This window comes from Bacillus sp. JKS001846 (genome assembly GCF_900176455.1).
In the GTDB taxonomy this organism is placed as follows: Bacteria; Bacillota; Bacilli; order Bacillales; family Bacillaceae_G; genus Bacillus_A; species Bacillus_A cereus.
The window spans coordinates 582,531-598,654 of sequence record NZ_FWYG01000001.1 but is presented as its reverse complement, the minus strand read 5'-3'; the positions used below and the strand labels follow the sequence as shown (position 1 = coordinate 598,654).

Below are 16,124 nucleotides of genomic sequence, written 5' to 3'. Positions count from 1 at the left end.
TCAAAAGATGTTCTTTCTAATATTTGATGTAATTATAAATTTCGTTTTACCCTTCGTATAGATAAGCACTCTCTCAAAAAGGTTTATTTTAAAATAAAAATCAATTAAAAGTATAAAAAAATTTTTTAAGACTAAAAACAAGATATCAAGATGCTTTTATATTAAAATCCTCAATTTTTAACTTTAGCCTCATTTATCGCTTCATTATTCTTAATTTATAAACCTTATTTTAAAATTTATTATTAATTTTTCTACCATTTCAATTTATTATTCAACTATATATATTTAAGGATGTTAAATAAAGAATACACAAAAAACCTAAAAATTCCGACAAAAATAAAACTTCTTCACTTAAGTCTAAATAACCATAAATTCACAAATCCAAGCAAACTCTACTAAATTACATAGAATAGAATAACACAATTCGAAAGGGGATTCCTATGCCAAAACATAGAAAACAAAGCAAAATAAAGATTTATAGAATAACAAGCTATAAAAAAGACAAACGTTCTGAATTAGACTCTAACAAATTTGAACTAGAACAGCAGGAGGTAGAAAATAAGCAAGACAAGCAGGGCAAACAAGACAAGTAAGATAATCAAGTACAATCGGAAAATGTAGTCATAGTACCCACAGATTCACACAACTTAGATATATGGGATGAAATTTCTCTAAAGGAAATACAAGCTGGTGAACATACGAGTTTATTTGCAGAACAAAGTAATTATCAAAATATTGCTTTGTTGCAAGTTAGCGATATCCGTTTATATTTGGACAAGCAACTACAATTCAGTTCCGTCGATGAGCAAATTTATCATGAAGCACTCGTTCATCCGATTATGTCAAAAGTAATCGATCCAAAACGTGTTCTCATATTAGGTGGTGGCGATGGTCTTGCCTTACGAGAAGTTTTGAAATATGAAACTGTGCTACATGTAGACCTTGTTGATTTAGACGAGGCGATGATTACTATGGCACGTAATGTTCCAGAAATAGTATCTTTAAACAAAAATGCTTTTTTTGATAATCGAGTGAACGTGCACGTATGCGATGCAAAAGAATTTCTAAATTCACCTTCATCTTTATACGATGTAATCATTATTGATTTTCCAGACCCAGCGACAGAGTTGTTAAGTACTTTATATACAAGCGAACTATTTGCTCGTATAGCTACATTCTTAACAAAAGATGGTGCTTTCGTCTGTCAATCTAATTCACCTGCTGATGCACCTCTAGTATATTGGAGTATCGGTAATACAATTGAACACGCTGGATTAACTGTGAAGAGTTATCATACGATATTTCCTTCTTTCGGAACTGACTGGGGATTTCATCTTGCTACTAATTCTGCCTATGTACTCAATGAAATTGAGCAATTATATGTAGTACCAACTCCTCGAACATTGCCTTCTCTTCTTGCTCCTTTATTTCAATTTAAAGAAGAACATTTAGATCACCGTAACAATGCCGTTTTAAATTTAGAAGCGGACCTTACCCTACATCAATGCTACAAACAGGAAATGAAGTTTTGACGATATTATAGTAAGGAGTGCTACCCTATGGAATATTCTACTTTTGGCAAGCATATAATAATAGATTTGTGGGGAGTGGACTTTTCCCTATTAGATGATATGCACTTTTTAGAATACCATCTAGTTACAGCTGCAGATTACTCTCGTGCCCATGTTTTAAACGTAAGTAAAAAAGAGTTCCAGCCATATGGTGTTACTGTATTAGTGTTATTATCAGAAAGCCATCTTTCCATTCACACTTACCCGGAACAAAATTTTGCAGCTATTGACTGTTATACTTGCGTTACAACCGTTGAACCACAAATAGCGATTGATTATATCGTAAATATATTAAAACCGGAACGGATGCATATAAAAAGATTAATTCGTGGTATAGGAGAAATTGTTACTGCCGATTAATTATAACTCTTACTCATCCGAAAAAAGGAGGATTGTAAATACCATCAGTGGGATGAACATTCCACTGATGGTACAGGCACATACATAAAGTGAACCTTTAATTAGTGGGGTTTTACTGCCCGTTAATTCGAGATAAAAAAACCTTGCATAAGCAAGGTTCATTCATCCACCGACATCTTCCTATATAACTCTACAAACTCACTCGCTAATTCTTTCACCGTAATTGCATTCATTAAATGGTCTTGCGCGTGTACCATTAAAAGAGTAACTTCGGTCTTTTCGCCACCAGCCTCTTTCTGGATAAGCTCCGTTTGTACGCGGTGCGCCTCCTTTAATTCCTCTAGTGCTTCTTGTAATTTAGCTTCAGCTTCTGTAAACTCCCCACGCTTCGCACAATCAATTGCTTCCATTGAACAACTTCTCGCGTTTCCCCCATGCAAGATTAAATGAAAAGCTTTCGTCTCTATCGTATCCATTGTAGTTCTTTACTCCCCCTTTTCTTCCGCCAGTTTTTGTTTATCCCATATTTTTAAGAACGGTAAATAAATGAAGAATGCTAGCGCAAAGTTAACAAGTTGCAAAATAACACCTGAAATTTTCCCGCCCGATCCTAAATATCCACTAAAAAGAATAGGTGTCGTCCAAGGTACAGCGGCCCCACTCGGACGTGCAACCCATCCCCATTCCATTGCAAAGTAAGAAACAATTGTTAGCACGACTGGAACTAATATAAATGGAATTAGTAAAAGTGGGTTCATCACAATCGGCATACCAAAAGTTACCATCTCATTAATATTAAATATACCAGGTGCAATTGACAATCTCCCTAAACTTTTTAATTGTTGACTTCGTGCAAATAGTAACATTCCGACAACTAGAGCAAGCGTTGCACCAGAACCGCCCATATAAATCCATAAGTCAAAAAACTGTGCCGTAATCGTATTTGGTACATCTTGCCCAGCTTGAAAAGCAACTCGGTTTTGATCCATTAACGACAACCAAACGGGGCTCATTACACCACCAACAATAGTAGCACCATGAATTCCACAAGACCAAAGAACATGAACGAGAATAACTGCTATGATTGCGCCCCAAAGACTAGCACCAAGTACACTAAGTGGTTCCTGTAAAATTTGTCCTACAATATTATGGATACTGCCAAAAGAAGTATTTTCTATAATTAAGCGTAAAATCCAAATAACTGTTACAACAATAAATCCTGGAACAAGTGCTGCAAATGAACGCGTGACAGCTGGTGGAACTGTCTCTGGCATCTTTATAATTATCTTTTTTTGTACAATAAACCGATAAAGTTCAGTAGATATAAGTGCAATAATCATTGCTACAAATAACCCTTGGCTTCCCATTAATGCAGCTGGGATAGCGCCTTCTACAAGTACACTTTCTTTTGTACTTGGTATAATATATGCAACTTGAAATGGAGTCGCAAGTAAAAACGTCACAAGCGACAATGCCCCGGATGCTAAAGCATCTACTTTATAATACTCTCCAAGTCTGTAAGCGATTCCAAAAACAGCTATTAAAGCCATTATATTAAAAGTTGCACTAACTGGATACCCTAAAGCTCGCTGCCAATTCTCCCCAAACAAACCTGCCATAAAATCGTTATATCCCGGTATCGGCAGTGCACTAATAATGAGGAAAAACGATCCAATAATTAAGAAAGGCATCGTTAAAATAATTCCATCTCGAATTGCTTGTAAATGCCTCTGCTCTGCAACCTTCCCTGCTACCGGCATCACATACTTCTCTAAAAACCGTATCATCTATCCCACTCTCCTCATGGTTTCATTAACAAAGCTGCTTGCAAGATAGCTTCTCCATTACAAAGTCCGTAATGAACAGATTGAATGACATCAACAGGTATCCCTTTATCCTTACATAGTTCTTTCATTTTCGGTAATAAATAACGTACTTGCGGTCCAAGTAAAAGGACATCAGCTTTATCAATATGACTATTCACTTCAGAACCTGATACTGCCCAGATTGTTACTTCTATCCCTCTTGCCTCTGCTGCTTTCTCCATCTTTGTAACAATCAAACTGGAAGACATTCCCGCTGCACAGCAAAGTAAAATATTCATCCCGCTTCCCTCCCCCTTTTTCTCTACCTAAGTTATGGTGCACTCCTTGCCACCACTAGGTTACAAATATATATGTCTAGATTTCCTGCTGTATGCTGAGCTTAAAAACAAAAATTTCTTGATTTTCACGCTATTCCATTTATCCGTATTCTCCTAGTAAAGGGGCCCCTAACTCGCTATAATGATTCAGTATGATTTTTTTAATTGATAGGAGGATATATTTATGAAGGCATATCGCTTTCCACTTATTTTATTATCTTCTATCCTAATTGGTGGTTTCATTGGTTATTTCATGGGTGCCGATGCAGTTGCTTTAAAGCCGCTTGGTGACATTTTCTTAAACTTAATGTTTACGATTGTTGTACCTCTAGTGTTCTTTAGCATCGCATCGTCTATTGCTAATATGGATGGATTAAAACGTTTCGGTAAAATTATGTCTAGTATGGCTGGGACTTTCTTATTTACAAGTATTTTAGCTGCTATTTTTATGATTATTGTCGTGAAAGTATTCCCGCCAGCACAAGGTGTTGTACTAGAACTAACACAACCTGACAAAGCTGATAAAGCTGTTAGTGTTGCAGATCAAATCGTCGGTATTTTAACTGTATCTGACTTCTCGAAGTTACTATCTCGTGAAAATATGTTAGCTCTTATTTTCTTCTCTATCTTAATGGGGATTGCAACTTCAGCAGTTGGCGAAAAAGGAAAGCCATTTGCTACATTCCTACAAGCTGGTGCAGAGATTTCAATGAAGGTTGTATCTTTCATTATGTACTACGCTCCAATCGGACTTGCTGCTTACTTCGCAGCATTAGTTGGCGAATTCGGACCACAACTTCTTGGAACTTACTTCCGAGCAGCAATGGTATACTATCCTGCTTCTCTCATTTATTTCTTTGTATTCTTCACATTCTATGCATACCTTGCAGGTCGCAAACAAGGTGTACAAGTATTTTGGAAGAACATGGTCTCTCCTACAGTTACATCACTTGCAACTTGTAGTAGTGCCGCAAGTATTCCAGCAAACTTAGAAGCAACAAAGAAAATGGGTATTTCTTCAGACGTTCGTGAAACAGTTGTCCTTCTTGGTTCTACTCTTCATAAAGATGGCTCTGTTTTAGGCGGCGTATTAAAAATTGCTTTCTTATTCGGTATTTTCAACATGGAATTCGAAGGACCGAAAACATTAGCAATCGCACTTGTTGTTTCTCTATTAGTAGGAACAGTAATGGGCGCTATTCCAGGCGGCGGTATGATTGGTGAAATGTTAATCGTTTCTTTATATGGCTTCCCGCCAGAAGCATTGCCAATTATCGCAGCAATCAGTACAATCATTGATCCTCCTGCAACGATGTTAAACGTAACAGCAGATAACGCTTGTGCCGTAATGACAGCTCGCCTTGTAGAAGGTAAGAACTGGATCAAAAACAAATTTGCTTAATAAATAGAAAGAGGATGCTCGTTTTGAGCATCCTCTTTCTTTGTTGTTAATCCATTCCGCCACAAATTTGTTAAAACCTTCACAAATATTCCACACCTCTTATCCATTCTCCGTACTATAATCATGTATGGAAAAGGAGATGGATCTAATGACTCAAAGCGCACCAGAATTTAAAGTTTTGCAAAGCATTGCATTTCTCGCTGTCGTTTTGCAAAGTTCTTTATTATATACAATGAATCAAGGAAATGTCTTACTTGAGCAATCCCTCATTATGGGCATGCTATTTAATCTTGCAAAATTCTCAGCACCAGCATTCATATTTATCGTTGGATTTCACTTAATTCGTCACTATACAAAGCAATTAGTATATAAAGAATATATTTCCGAAAAAGCGATACACTTACTCATTCCTTATTTCTTTTGGTCTATTCTTTACTTATTAACAACAAATGATCTTATTACGTTACAAAGTGGAATAAAAAGTTTATTACTCGGAACAGCCGCTCCCCATCTTTGGTACGTTATTATGATGTTCCAAATTCACTTATTGTTCCCTTTACTATGCACACTTTTTTATTGGTTTCAAAAACGAACAGAAAATAAAAAAGACATATATAAATATATGACCTTTTTCGCTTGCCTATATTTTCTATTAATGTGGTTCTCTTCTCACTATATTTTTAATGGAGAAAAATTAACAAGTTCAACAATTTTACATTATACAGATCGATCATTTCTATTCTACTCATTCTATTTCGTTATGGGCGGCATTGCCGCTGTAGCACTAAAAACTTGGCGTCTATTCGTCATGAAACACATCCCGCTTATAACAATATTATTTTTCATCTTATTTTTATTCATCAATTATGAGTTGTTTAGTTTTTACGGAGCAAACTCTATTCATTTAACTGTTTCTACCTATTTAAAACCATCTATGTTTTTATATATCGTATGCGAAATTATCATACTGTATGTGTTATCTATTATGATAGTACAGCGTCGTGGTTTCTTATATAAAACGTTACGTTTCATTGGTAATTACACGTATGGTGCTTATTTAGCTCATTTATTCTTCTTGCAACTATGCACAAAACTTCTTTCCTTATTCACGCTGCAAGAAAATACTATATTATATAGCCTATTACTATTTGTGTTAACGGCTATTATCTCTATTTCAACAATGGTCATTTGTAGCACAATACCATTTCATACTTGGATTACAGGTCCTTCTCCTACAACAAAGATGAAATGGACGAAGGTTGTATTACGAAAAAATCATAAAAAACTATTCAAGCCATATATTTGATATAATAATACGCATATAAAAAGAAAGCGAGAGACACCTATGATTAATCAAGTTGGACAAATTATGCTATATGTAAATAACCAAGACGAAACAGTACAATTTTGGACAGAAAAAGTAGGGTTCCAAATCATTGCGGAAGAAAATAACGGAAACGGATTCCGCTGGATTGAAATTGCACCGGCGAAAGAAGCAGGAACAAGCATCGTCCTTCACGATAAAGCGTTAATCGCGAAGATGCAACCTGAACTAAACCTAAATACGCCTTCACTTATGTTCTTCTCAAATGACTTAGACCGTCTATATAAAGATCTTTCTGAGAAAAATGTCACAGTTGGACAGGTTGTAGATTTACCTACTGGTAGAGCATTTAACTTTGCTGATAATGAAAATAATTACTTTGCAGTAATGGAACGCAAATAAAAAATAAGCTATCCGAAAAAATCGGATAGCTTATTTCATTTTAAGAAACTTGTTCTACATTCGTTTCTCTATGCTGTATATGACTCGTGATCCAAGCAATTCCACCGGCAACAACGAGATAACATAACAATATTAAAATTTGCATTTGTAATTGCGACCAATCTCCTAAAGAAATAACATCTTGTAATCCTCTAAGAGAATGAGACATTGGGAGAAACTGTCCAATTTTGCTAAGAACAGCTATGTTTAATTCTCCTGGGAAAGTACCTCCGCTCGTCGCTAATTGCAGGACAAGAAGCGTTACCGCTAAGAACTTTCCAACAAGACCAAATACTGTTACTAGCATAAGAATAAATGTCATAAACGTAAAGGAAATAACAATACTTGATAAAACAAAGAGTGGCACACTTGCGACTTCTAATTTCATAACACCTAGCACAACTACATCTACGAGTAGAGCTTGAATAAGTCCAATTAAATATACCAATCCTAGTTTATTAATAAAATGTACCGTTCCGCTTACCTTCATGTTTTGTCTGCGGCCAAGAGGTAAAATATTCGATGCCATAATTCCGCCAACATAAAATGCAAGTGATAAGAAATATGGGGCAATGCCTGAACCGTAGTTAGGAACGTCAGAAACTGTTGACTTCACTAACTGAACTGGCTCTGAGAACATCGTATTGCGTGCATCATCATTACGAACATCCGCTATCTTCTCTGCGCCCTCTCCTAATTTCGTAGAAAGTTCTTTCGCACCATCATCAAGTTTAACAAGTCCATTTGTTAATTTACTAGCACCGTTATTCAGCTCCGTTCCACCACTCGCAAGCTGATTTACACCTTCTTGCAGGTATGTAAAGCCATTTCCCCACTTCATAAATCCATCAGCCAAATTCGATGCACCATCTGCTATCTTTTTCGTTCCAGCAGTAGCTTCATTTAACTTAAATCCGAATGTATTCATGCCTTCTTCAATCTTATGTTGACCATCAGTAAGCTTCTTCGCACCTTGTGTCAATTGTTGTTGGCTATTATTTAAAGTACTTGTTGCTTTAGCTAGTCCATTAGACGTAGCAACAATTTTTTGAAAAGCGGGATCTTGCTGCACTTCTGGATGATTTTTCACGTACTCTTCTAATTGTTGTTTCACACTATTGGCCGCCCCATCCGCTTTTACTTGCCCTTCAGCAAGCTTCTCACTTCCGCTCACCCATTCATTTGTACCAGCACTTAATTCACTAACTCCTGATTGTAACGTTTTTTCACCTTGTGCTAATAACTCCATACCACTATGAAGTGATGTCGCTCCTTGACTCAGCTCATTTGCTCCCCCCGTTAAGGCAGATTGGCTAGACGCAAGCTTGTCACTTCCTTCTTTCAATTTCGATGTCCCGTCACTTAAACGATCAATACCATTCGCAAGCTGATTCGCTCCATTTTTTGCATCGGTCGTTCCTTCATGTAACTTCTCAGCACCATTACTTGCATCACTCAACCCTTGTGCCAAATCTTGAAACTTTGAAAAAACACCTTCTGTATATGATTTCGTAATACTGTTTGAGATTTTTGTTTTCATATTTTCAACAGCTGTCGTTCCAATTTGAGCCGCTACAAAGTTTTTACCTGGATTTACTTTGTACTGCAACTTTGCTGGCTCTGGTTTCTCATCCATAAGTGTACTTACCTTTTTAGAGAAATCTTCCGGAATCGTAACAACCATATAATATTTATCTTCTTTTAACCCTTCATCCGCACTTTTTTCTGATACGAAATGAAAAGCCAATTCCTTATTCTCTTTTAAATTTTTAACAAAATCGTCTCCTGCATGAATTGTTTTTTCATCCATCGCAGCACCCTTATCTAAATTCACAACCGCAACAGGTAATTTATCTAATTTTCCGTACGGATCCCAATATCCAGCTAAAAAGAATCCTGAATAAATTAACGGAACGATTAATAAAAAAATTAAAGCGATACGTCCATGTTTATGGTGCCACATCGCTTTCCAATCTTTAAATATAAGTTTAATTCCCTTCATGAAACATACTCCTCTTCTAATTTAACACCCTTCGAATGGTTTAACAGATTTACTATACACGTCACTTTACATACTGTATAATACATCTTTAATTATTAATTCATTCCTTTTGGTCTATAGAAAGGAGACTCGAAATGGAACTGCTCCAGTTAAAATACTTTCAGACAGTTGCACGACTAGAACACATGACAAAGGCAGCTGAAGAATTGCATATCGCGCAACCTTCACTCAGCAAAACAATTGCTAGACTCGAAAAGGATTTAGGAGTCCCTTTATTTGATCGCCAAGGCCGACAGATTACTTTAAATTCTTTCGGAAAAGTATTTTTAAAACGAGTAGAACGTATTTTTCATGAATTAAGTGAAGGGCAACGAGAAATTAAAGATTTAGCCGAATTACAACAAAGCTCTATTACACTGGCCGTTTCTATTCCAAGAATATTACCAGAACTACTTGGCTCTTTTTTACTAGAACATCCTAACGTTCGATTCCAACAATTTCTTGCATCCACTCCTTCTATGAAACGACAACTAGATAATATAGAAATTGACTTTTGTATCTCCTCTGTGCCAATTGAAGGTGAGGAGATTGTTTGGGAACCACTTATTACAGAAGAAATTTTCTTAGTCGTCCCTTCAGGCCATCGTTTATCAGGCCGAAAAAATATCCACCTGCATGAAGTAAAAAACGAACCGTTTATTAGTATGAACACTGGCTATGGATTTCGACACTTAACGGATGAATTTTGCAAAGAAGCTGGTTTCACTCCGCATATTGCTTTTGAAGTAGATGAACCGACCGTGATTAGCGACCTCATTAAGCAAGGTCTCGGCATCGCTTTTGTTCCAAGTTTAACTTTATTAAAAAACTCTACTTTAGCATCAAGCAAGTTGCGTATTATTGAACCCAATTGTCAGCGAACCATCGGATTAAGTTGGTCAAAAAAACGCTACTTATCAAAAACAGCTCAGCAATTCCGTGAATTCGTGATTGATTACTTCTCCAACATTAGGACGTAAAATTATATCAACAAATAAAAGTTGCCACCCTCATATGGTGGCAACTTTTATTGTTCACTCTTTTTTAATTCCATTTCAGCTAAAAGTGGTAGTACATTATCAAAAATATGCGTATTATTATTTTCACCTGTTACATATCCACCATAATATCTACTAAATACGTTATCATTTCGGAATGTGGCCATATGATCATACAATTCTTTCGCAAACTTTTTATCACCTGTTTGTAGTACGTACAAAATCGTTAATCCGTATGCGGCTGGCGATTCATAATTCACAGTTTGTTTTCCCGTTTCTAAATTGTAACGACCGTATAGCTTTCCATCCTCCTGGAATTTCTTCTTTATAAATTCCAAATAAGCAGTTGATGAAAGACCACCTAAACTTCGATGATATGCAACGTATGATTGGTCAATAAGATTCACTTCTTTATCGTACGTAAATGTACCATCTTCTTTATACTCTTTCGGGAATGCCCAGCCATGCCTTGGATAGTCCGCTAAAAATTGAACGACTTCCTGATATTGCTGAGCAGAAACTTTGTCGTACTTCTTCATATAGGAGAATGCACGTGGATTTATGTATGATGTTGTTACAAAATTATTTTGTTTCCCTGCATCTGCATCATAATAATCAACATAATAATTATCTTTTTTATTATAACGAAGTACAGCATCACTTAATTGATCGGCAAGGTTTTTATAACGCTCTTCCTTATACATTTCATAAGCACGATATAATTGTTCTATAATACGAAGATCATCTATAAGTGCATTTGTAGCTGACTGCCTCTCTCCCTTTTCAGAGAGTTTCCATAAAACGATATGATTCTTATATACGAAATTATCTTGAATAACCTTTACTTGCTCATCAAATAACGCCTGATCATCTTTATCAAGTGTATATTGTAACCATAATCCCGCTGATTCTGATAAAGCTTCACGTCCCTTGGCTTCACCCGTACCTGCCTTAGTATCTACTAAACGATACGTGGCAAGAGTTCCATTGTCATTCACCATATGTCTTAAAATAAAATTTTCTGTACGGTTTCCTTGTAAAGCTGACCAAAATACAATTCCACCTAAAGCGATTAAGAAGATAACTCCAATCCCTATATATAAACGTTTCCGCAATCTTTTCACCTCCCTAGTAAGGCTAACCTTAATTTTATCAGAACATACATAAATTTAAAAAAGACAATCCACTAGATTGTCTCCCCCATTTCTATCCCTCGTAAACCTCTTTAGAAGGTTTATATAGCGATTGTACAAGCCGATCATATTCACGACGTGTAATCTCTTTATTATATAGCTTCAATAATAAATCTCTATGCTCTTTTGAAAATGCCATCTTTTTAATGACTTCAGGATACATAAAACACCCTCTCCATTTCACATAAACTTCTTCTTTTCTAAAAATAGAACTTATGTTCGCATAAAAGATTATAAAAGATTCCTGTAAAAAAAACAAACAAAACATGAGAAACTATTTATTTCTTTCTATTCAAAATATTACAACATTATATTATCATATTCACTTTTTAAATACATATATATTTTTGGTAGTTTTTTTGAATAAATCTTCCAATTCAATCAGAAAATAATGGCAAAAAAGAAGAGGAGTTTACATATGGATACGGTAACATTAGCAAGAGCATTTTTTGGTTCTTCATTAGCATTCCACATTATTTTTGCAACACTTGGCGTCGGACTTTCATTGATGATTTTTATAAGCGAAATACTCTATCACTGGAAGAAAGACTCCGACTATGCCATTATGGCGAAAAGATGGACAAAGGCGTTTGCTATTCTTCTCGGTGTAGCAATTCCAACTGGAACAATTGTTGGTGTGCAAATCTCACTTCTTTGGCCTGGTTTCGCCAAAATTGTTGGGCAAGTTATTTCTGTTCCCTTCCAAATTGAGATTTTCGCCTTCTTTTTGGAGGCTTTATTCATGTCGATTTACGTATATGCAGCTGATAAACTTCCTCCATTTATGAGATTAATCTCGCTATTTTTCGTCATGCTTGGTGCCACGGCATCCGCCGTGCTTATTACATCAGCAAATACATGGATGAATACACCAGCAGGCTTTTCAATGAATCCAGATGGATCTGTTTTTAACGTTGATCCGTGGAAAGCTTTCTTTAATCCAAGTTTTGGCACAAGTGCATTTCATGTCGTTATTACGGCTTATGCAACCGGTTCGGCTGTCATTGCTTCTATTGCTGGATTTAAATTATTGAAGAAAAATTTAAGTACACGTGAAATTGCTTATCATAAAAAAGGGCTGCTATTAGGGCTTGTCGTTACATTTATTACAGGCGCTACGATGTGGCTTTCAGGACATGAATCAGCGATTGCCTTACATAAACACTCACCTGAAAAACTTGCATCTGCTGAAGCTTTATTTGAAACGACATCACACGCACCGCTATCCATTGGCGGAGTTGTGGATCCTAATACACTTGAACTAAACTATGCACTTGAAATTCCAAACATGCTTAGCTTATTAGTGGGACTAGACCCTAGCACTGTCGTAAAAGGACTAAACGAATTCCCACAAGAAACATGGCCACCATTTTATACACATACACTATTCAACTTAATGGTAGGAACTGCTGCGTTTACCTTTGCTGTTGCAACAATTGCACTCTTATATTGGTATTTCGTGTACCGAAAAAAGGGAACAGAACTACCGAAGTGGCTACTTTGGGGGGCTGCCGCATGCGGACCAATTATGATGCTCGGTATTGAATTCGGATGGATTTTCAGTTGTAGCGGTCGTCAACCATGGACAATTTATGGTATGCAACGTACCGTCGATGCATCTACACGCGCTGATTTCGTCGGTCCTTTATTTGTTTTGTTCATCATTTTGTATATTGGACTCGCTATTTTAACAGTCATTGTTCTACGGACATTCTTTAGAAGACATCCATTAAAGAATGATTTACAACACCAAGGAGGCGATTCTCATGTATGAGGAAAGTATTGCAATCATCATCTTATGGGCCCTTATTTTCGTATACAGTATACTAGGGTCCATTGATTTTGGCGCTGGTTTTTGGGGCATGGTATACGCAAAACATCCGACGCTCGCTGCTAAACTTGCGAATCGGTACTTATCACCAACTTGGGAAGTAACAAATACGTTTCTCGTTTTCGTCGTTGTCGCATTTCTCGGCTTCTTTCCGAAAGCGGCCTTTACTCTTGCGACAGTAATGTTCGTACCAGTTATGTTAATTTTAGTGCTCATTGCAGTACGTAGTACATTTATGGTATTTGCTTACTCCTTGCCAAAATACCAATACCTTCTTCGGGTTATTTCAGGTATTACTGGTCTATTAATTCCAGCACTATTAATTACCGTTTTACCCGTTACAGAGGGAGCCTATATTACAATGTCTGAAGGAAAGGAAGTACTCCTATATGGAAAACTTCTTTCTAGCCCAGTTATCTACTGTTATATGCTCTTCGGACTAACTTCTGAACTATTTCTCTCCTCTCTCTTTCTTGCTGATTTTTCGAGAGAACAAAGTTCAGAAGATACGTATAGAATTTATAGAAGAAATGCTATCATCCTTGGTCCTGCAACGCTCGTTACGGCAATTATTGCCCTCGTTGTAATGGATCCAGAAACACATTGGGTTATGCAAGGATTAATAAAGCAATTCCCGTGGTTTACAGTTTCTATTGTTTTATTCGTTATCGGATACTCGTCCCTTTGGTGGACAAACAAAAAGTACAATACACTAGGATACCCTCGCATTGCCGTTTTAGCTGTCGTCGCTCAATATGCATTTGCAAGCTATGCTTACGGGGTCGCGCATTTACCGTATATTATTTATCCTGACGTAACTGTATTTACAAGCTTTACAACGAAAGAAACGTTCTATGCACTGCTCATTCTATACGCAATTGGGATTGCAATTTTATTACCAGGATTTATTTTCTTCTGGAACTTATTCTTGAAGGATCGTACTTTTTTGAAGGAAAAATAATATAGCATTGGAGTCTGTTCCAAAAGGCATTTTGGGATAGACTCCTTTTGTCGTGTTTTGTCGATAAGTCGATATATTTTAAAAATCGCTGATATATTTTGAGTTGCGCCGATATATTTCAATAATCGCTGATATATTTTAACTTGCGCCGATATATCTCAATAATCGCTGATATATTTTAACTTGCGCCAATACATCTCAATAATCGCCCATATAAATTTCATTTACTATCTTACTGCCCCAATAATTTATAGACTCCTCTCATAATAGTTATTTCACTATTCGTGACACCTGTCCTTTAGCATGAAAAACACATATTCGGTTCATCTCGTTATACGTCTAGTTCTTCTTATTTTTTGCTGAATATACTACCAATATAAACTTGAGACAAGCTACATCTGTTCAAGGGAAAATAGAAAGGTAGGCAAAATATGAGCATTGAAATATGGATTACTATTATTGTATTTTTCTTAACGATGATCGTTATCTTTTGGCGACCCCGCGGCTTAAATGAGGCTTGGCCAGCAGCAATCGGAGCTGGTATCATCATAATTACTGGACTTGTATCAAAACCAGACATCATGGATATTATAAGTAAAATTGGCGGTGCCTCCATAACAATATTAGCAACTATTGTTATGGCAGTTATATTAGAAAGCTTCGGCTTCTTCCATTGGTCCGCAGCGAAACTAGCAAATTTAGCAAAGGGTTCTGGGCGCCGTTTATACTGGTATATTCAATTATTATGTTTTCTTATGACTCTTTTATTTAATAACGACGGTAGTATTTTAATTACAACTCCAATTTTAATTCTTCTTCTAAAAAACCTTCAATTAAAACCACATCAACAAATTCCTTATTTATTAAGTGGTGCTTTAATCGCTACGGCATCTAGTGCACCAATTGGTGTAAGTAATATCGTAAATTTAATCGCATTAAACATCGTCCATATGACTCTTTATGCATACTGCTATGATGTTTGTACCTGCAACATTAGGCTTATTATTTATGTCATGGCTCATGTATACAGTTTTGAAGAAAAAACTTCCGAAAAAATTACCTGTTTCTTCATATGATATTGAAGAAATTTTCTTCACGAAAAACTTCCATCCATTAAAAGGAAATAATTCTGTTGATACGAAACAAAAACGGACAAGATTCATGTTAAAAGTATTAGGTTTCGTCTTCCTTATGCGCTGTCTTCTATTCGTTGCATCCTTCTTATCCATCCCAATTGAAATCGTTGCGGTACTTGGTTCACTCGTTCTGCTCATTTGGAGATGGTACTACTTACGAACAAATCCTGTCGACATTTTGAAAAAGACACCGTGGCACATTTTAATTTTCGCCTTCTCTATGTACGTCATTATTTACGGACTACACAACGCAGGATTAACAGCTGCACTTGTACAATGGCTCGAGCCAGTTGTGAATCAGCATCTACTCTATGCTAGCTTTGCAATGGGCGGACTTGTATCCATCCTCTCTAACGTCTTCAATAACCATCCTGCCCTTATGATTGGTACAATCACATTAACAGAAATGGGACTAGATCCAGTCACATTAAAAACTATCTATCTTGCAAACATCATTGGTAGTGACATCGGTTCACTATTACTACCAATTGGTACGCTAGCTTCACTCATTTGGATGTATATTCTGAAACAAAACAAAATTAAAGTAAAATGGAAAGACTATTTAAGTGTATCCCTTATCGTTATCCCGCTCACAACAGTCGTCACACTATTCCTCTTATTCTACTGGGTACATCTCTTCTTCGCCTTATAAACAACAGAAGCCCCATTTGCTACCGTCTTAGCAAATGGGGCTTCTTCTATAATAAAGTTAGGTACTACAGT

General features: G+C 36.4%; 15 protein-coding genes and 1 pseudogene. 10 read left to right on the top strand and 6 right to left on the bottom strand.

Annotation, left to right across the window (positions count from 1 at the left end; translation table 11 throughout):
- Positions 1-440: 440 nt before the first annotated feature.
- Both B9A45_RS03195 and speD read left to right on the top strand, forming a co-directional pair.
- A pseudogene (locus B9A45_RS03195) lies at positions 441-1,532 on the top strand (polyamine aminopropyltransferase).
- Positions 1,533-1,559: 27 nt separating this feature from the next.
- The gene (gene speD, locus B9A45_RS03190) at positions 1,560-1,931 is read left to right on the top strand and encodes an adenosylmethionine decarboxylase (RefSeq protein ID WP_053513796.1); all 372 of its coding nucleotides are present in this window, start codon (positions 1,560-1,562) and stop codon (positions 1,929-1,931) included.
- A 158-nt stretch (positions 1,932-2,089) separates the two neighbouring features.
- Here the strand turns inward: speD and B9A45_RS03185 are convergent, their stop codons facing one another.
- The 3 genes from B9A45_RS03185 to B9A45_RS03175 are packed head-to-tail and all read right to left on the bottom strand — an operon-like array spanning position 2,090 to position 4,035.
- Positions 2,090-2,407, bottom strand: a complete 318-nt coding sequence (locus B9A45_RS03185; RefSeq protein WP_000379645.1) for a PTS lactose/cellobiose transporter subunit IIA — start codon at positions 2,405-2,407, stop codon at positions 2,090-2,092.
- Between the two features lie 9 nt (positions 2,408-2,416).
- Positions 2,417-3,718: a PTS cellobiose transporter subunit IIC gene (gene celB, locus B9A45_RS03180; protein ID WP_000617782.1), complete on the bottom strand. Its 1,302-nt coding sequence runs from the start codon at positions 3,716-3,718 to the stop codon at positions 2,417-2,419.
- A 14-nt stretch (positions 3,719-3,732) separates the two neighbouring features.
- A complete protein-coding gene (locus B9A45_RS03175) occupies positions 3,733-4,035 on the bottom strand; it encodes a PTS sugar transporter subunit IIB (protein WP_001023554.1) in 303 nt (100 codons plus the stop codon).
- A gap of 223 nt (positions 4,036-4,258) precedes the next feature.
- Here B9A45_RS03175 and B9A45_RS03170 point away from each other — a divergent pair, with 223 nt between their 5' ends.
- From B9A45_RS03170 to B9A45_RS03160, 3 genes are all read left to right on the top strand, one after another.
- Positions 4,259-5,476: a dicarboxylate/amino acid:cation symporter gene (locus B9A45_RS03170; protein WP_084063856.1), complete on the top strand. Its 1,218-nt coding sequence runs from the start codon at positions 4,259-4,261 to the stop codon at positions 5,474-5,476.
- Positions 5,477-5,624: 148 nt separating this feature from the next.
- Complete coding sequence (locus B9A45_RS03165; RefSeq protein ID WP_000194318.1) at positions 5,625-6,782, top strand: acyltransferase; 1,158 nt, start codon at positions 5,625-5,627, stop codon at positions 6,780-6,782.
- A gap of 39 nt (positions 6,783-6,821) precedes the next feature.
- Entirely contained in the window at positions 6,822-7,202 is a 381-nt protein-coding gene (locus tag B9A45_RS03160) for a VOC family protein (RefSeq protein ID WP_000610162.1), read from the top strand.
- 40 nt (positions 7,203-7,242) lie between these two features.
- Here B9A45_RS03160 and B9A45_RS03155 read toward each other — a convergent pair whose 3' ends face one another.
- Positions 7,243-9,243 carry a YhgE/Pip domain-containing protein gene (locus B9A45_RS03155; RefSeq protein ID WP_084063855.1) on the bottom strand — a complete coding sequence of 667 codons (2,001 nt, stop codon included), beginning with the start codon at positions 9,241-9,243 and terminating at the stop codon, positions 7,243-7,245.
- 134 nt (positions 9,244-9,377) lie between these two features.
- On the opposite strand from B9A45_RS03155, the gene B9A45_RS03150 reads away from it, so the two are divergent.
- Complete coding sequence (locus B9A45_RS03150; RefSeq protein ID WP_000421940.1) at positions 9,378-10,262, top strand: LysR family transcriptional regulator; 885 nt, start codon at positions 9,378-9,380, stop codon at positions 10,260-10,262.
- A gap of 47 nt (positions 10,263-10,309) precedes the next feature.
- Here B9A45_RS03150 and B9A45_RS03145 read toward each other — a convergent pair whose 3' ends face one another.
- On the bottom strand, positions 10,310-11,395 hold the full coding sequence (locus B9A45_RS03145) for a hypothetical protein (RefSeq protein WP_048568618.1): 1,086 nt from the start codon (positions 11,393-11,395) through the stop codon (positions 10,310-10,312).
- A 91-nt stretch (positions 11,396-11,486) separates the two neighbouring features.
- Positions 11,487-11,636 (bottom strand): hypothetical protein, encoded by a 150-nt coding sequence (locus B9A45_RS32075; RefSeq protein WP_000283181.1) that lies wholly within the window; start codon positions 11,634-11,636, stop codon positions 11,487-11,489.
- A gap of 255 nt (positions 11,637-11,891) precedes the next feature.
- Here B9A45_RS32075 and cydA point away from each other — a divergent pair, with 255 nt between their 5' ends.
- The 4 genes from cydA to B9A45_RS32540 all read left to right on the top strand — a co-directional run bounded on the left by cydA (position 11,892) and on the right by B9A45_RS32540 (position 16,053).
- The gene (gene cydA / locus B9A45_RS03135; protein ID WP_053513792.1) at positions 11,892-13,247 is read left to right on the top strand and encodes a cytochrome ubiquinol oxidase subunit I; all 1,356 of its coding nucleotides are present in this window, start codon (positions 11,892-11,894) and stop codon (positions 13,245-13,247) included.
- Entirely contained in the window at positions 13,240-14,265 is a 1,026-nt protein-coding gene (locus tag B9A45_RS03130; RefSeq protein WP_000272788.1) for a cytochrome d ubiquinol oxidase subunit II, read from the top strand. The genes cydA and B9A45_RS03130 overlap by 8 nt, the downstream gene beginning before the upstream one ends.
- A 431-nt stretch (positions 14,266-14,696) precedes the next feature.
- On the top strand, positions 14,697-15,341 hold the full coding sequence (locus B9A45_RS32545; RefSeq protein WP_256891703.1) for an ArsB/NhaD family transporter: 645 nt from the start codon (positions 14,697-14,699) through the stop codon (positions 15,339-15,341).
- Positions 15,274-16,053, top strand: coding sequence for an ArsB/NhaD family transporter (locus tag B9A45_RS32540; RefSeq protein WP_256891702.1), 780 nt, complete (start codon positions 15,274-15,276; stop codon positions 16,051-16,053). The genes B9A45_RS32545 and B9A45_RS32540 overlap by 68 nt, the downstream gene beginning before the upstream one ends.
- The last annotated feature ends 71 nt before the right edge of the window (positions 16,054-16,124 follow it).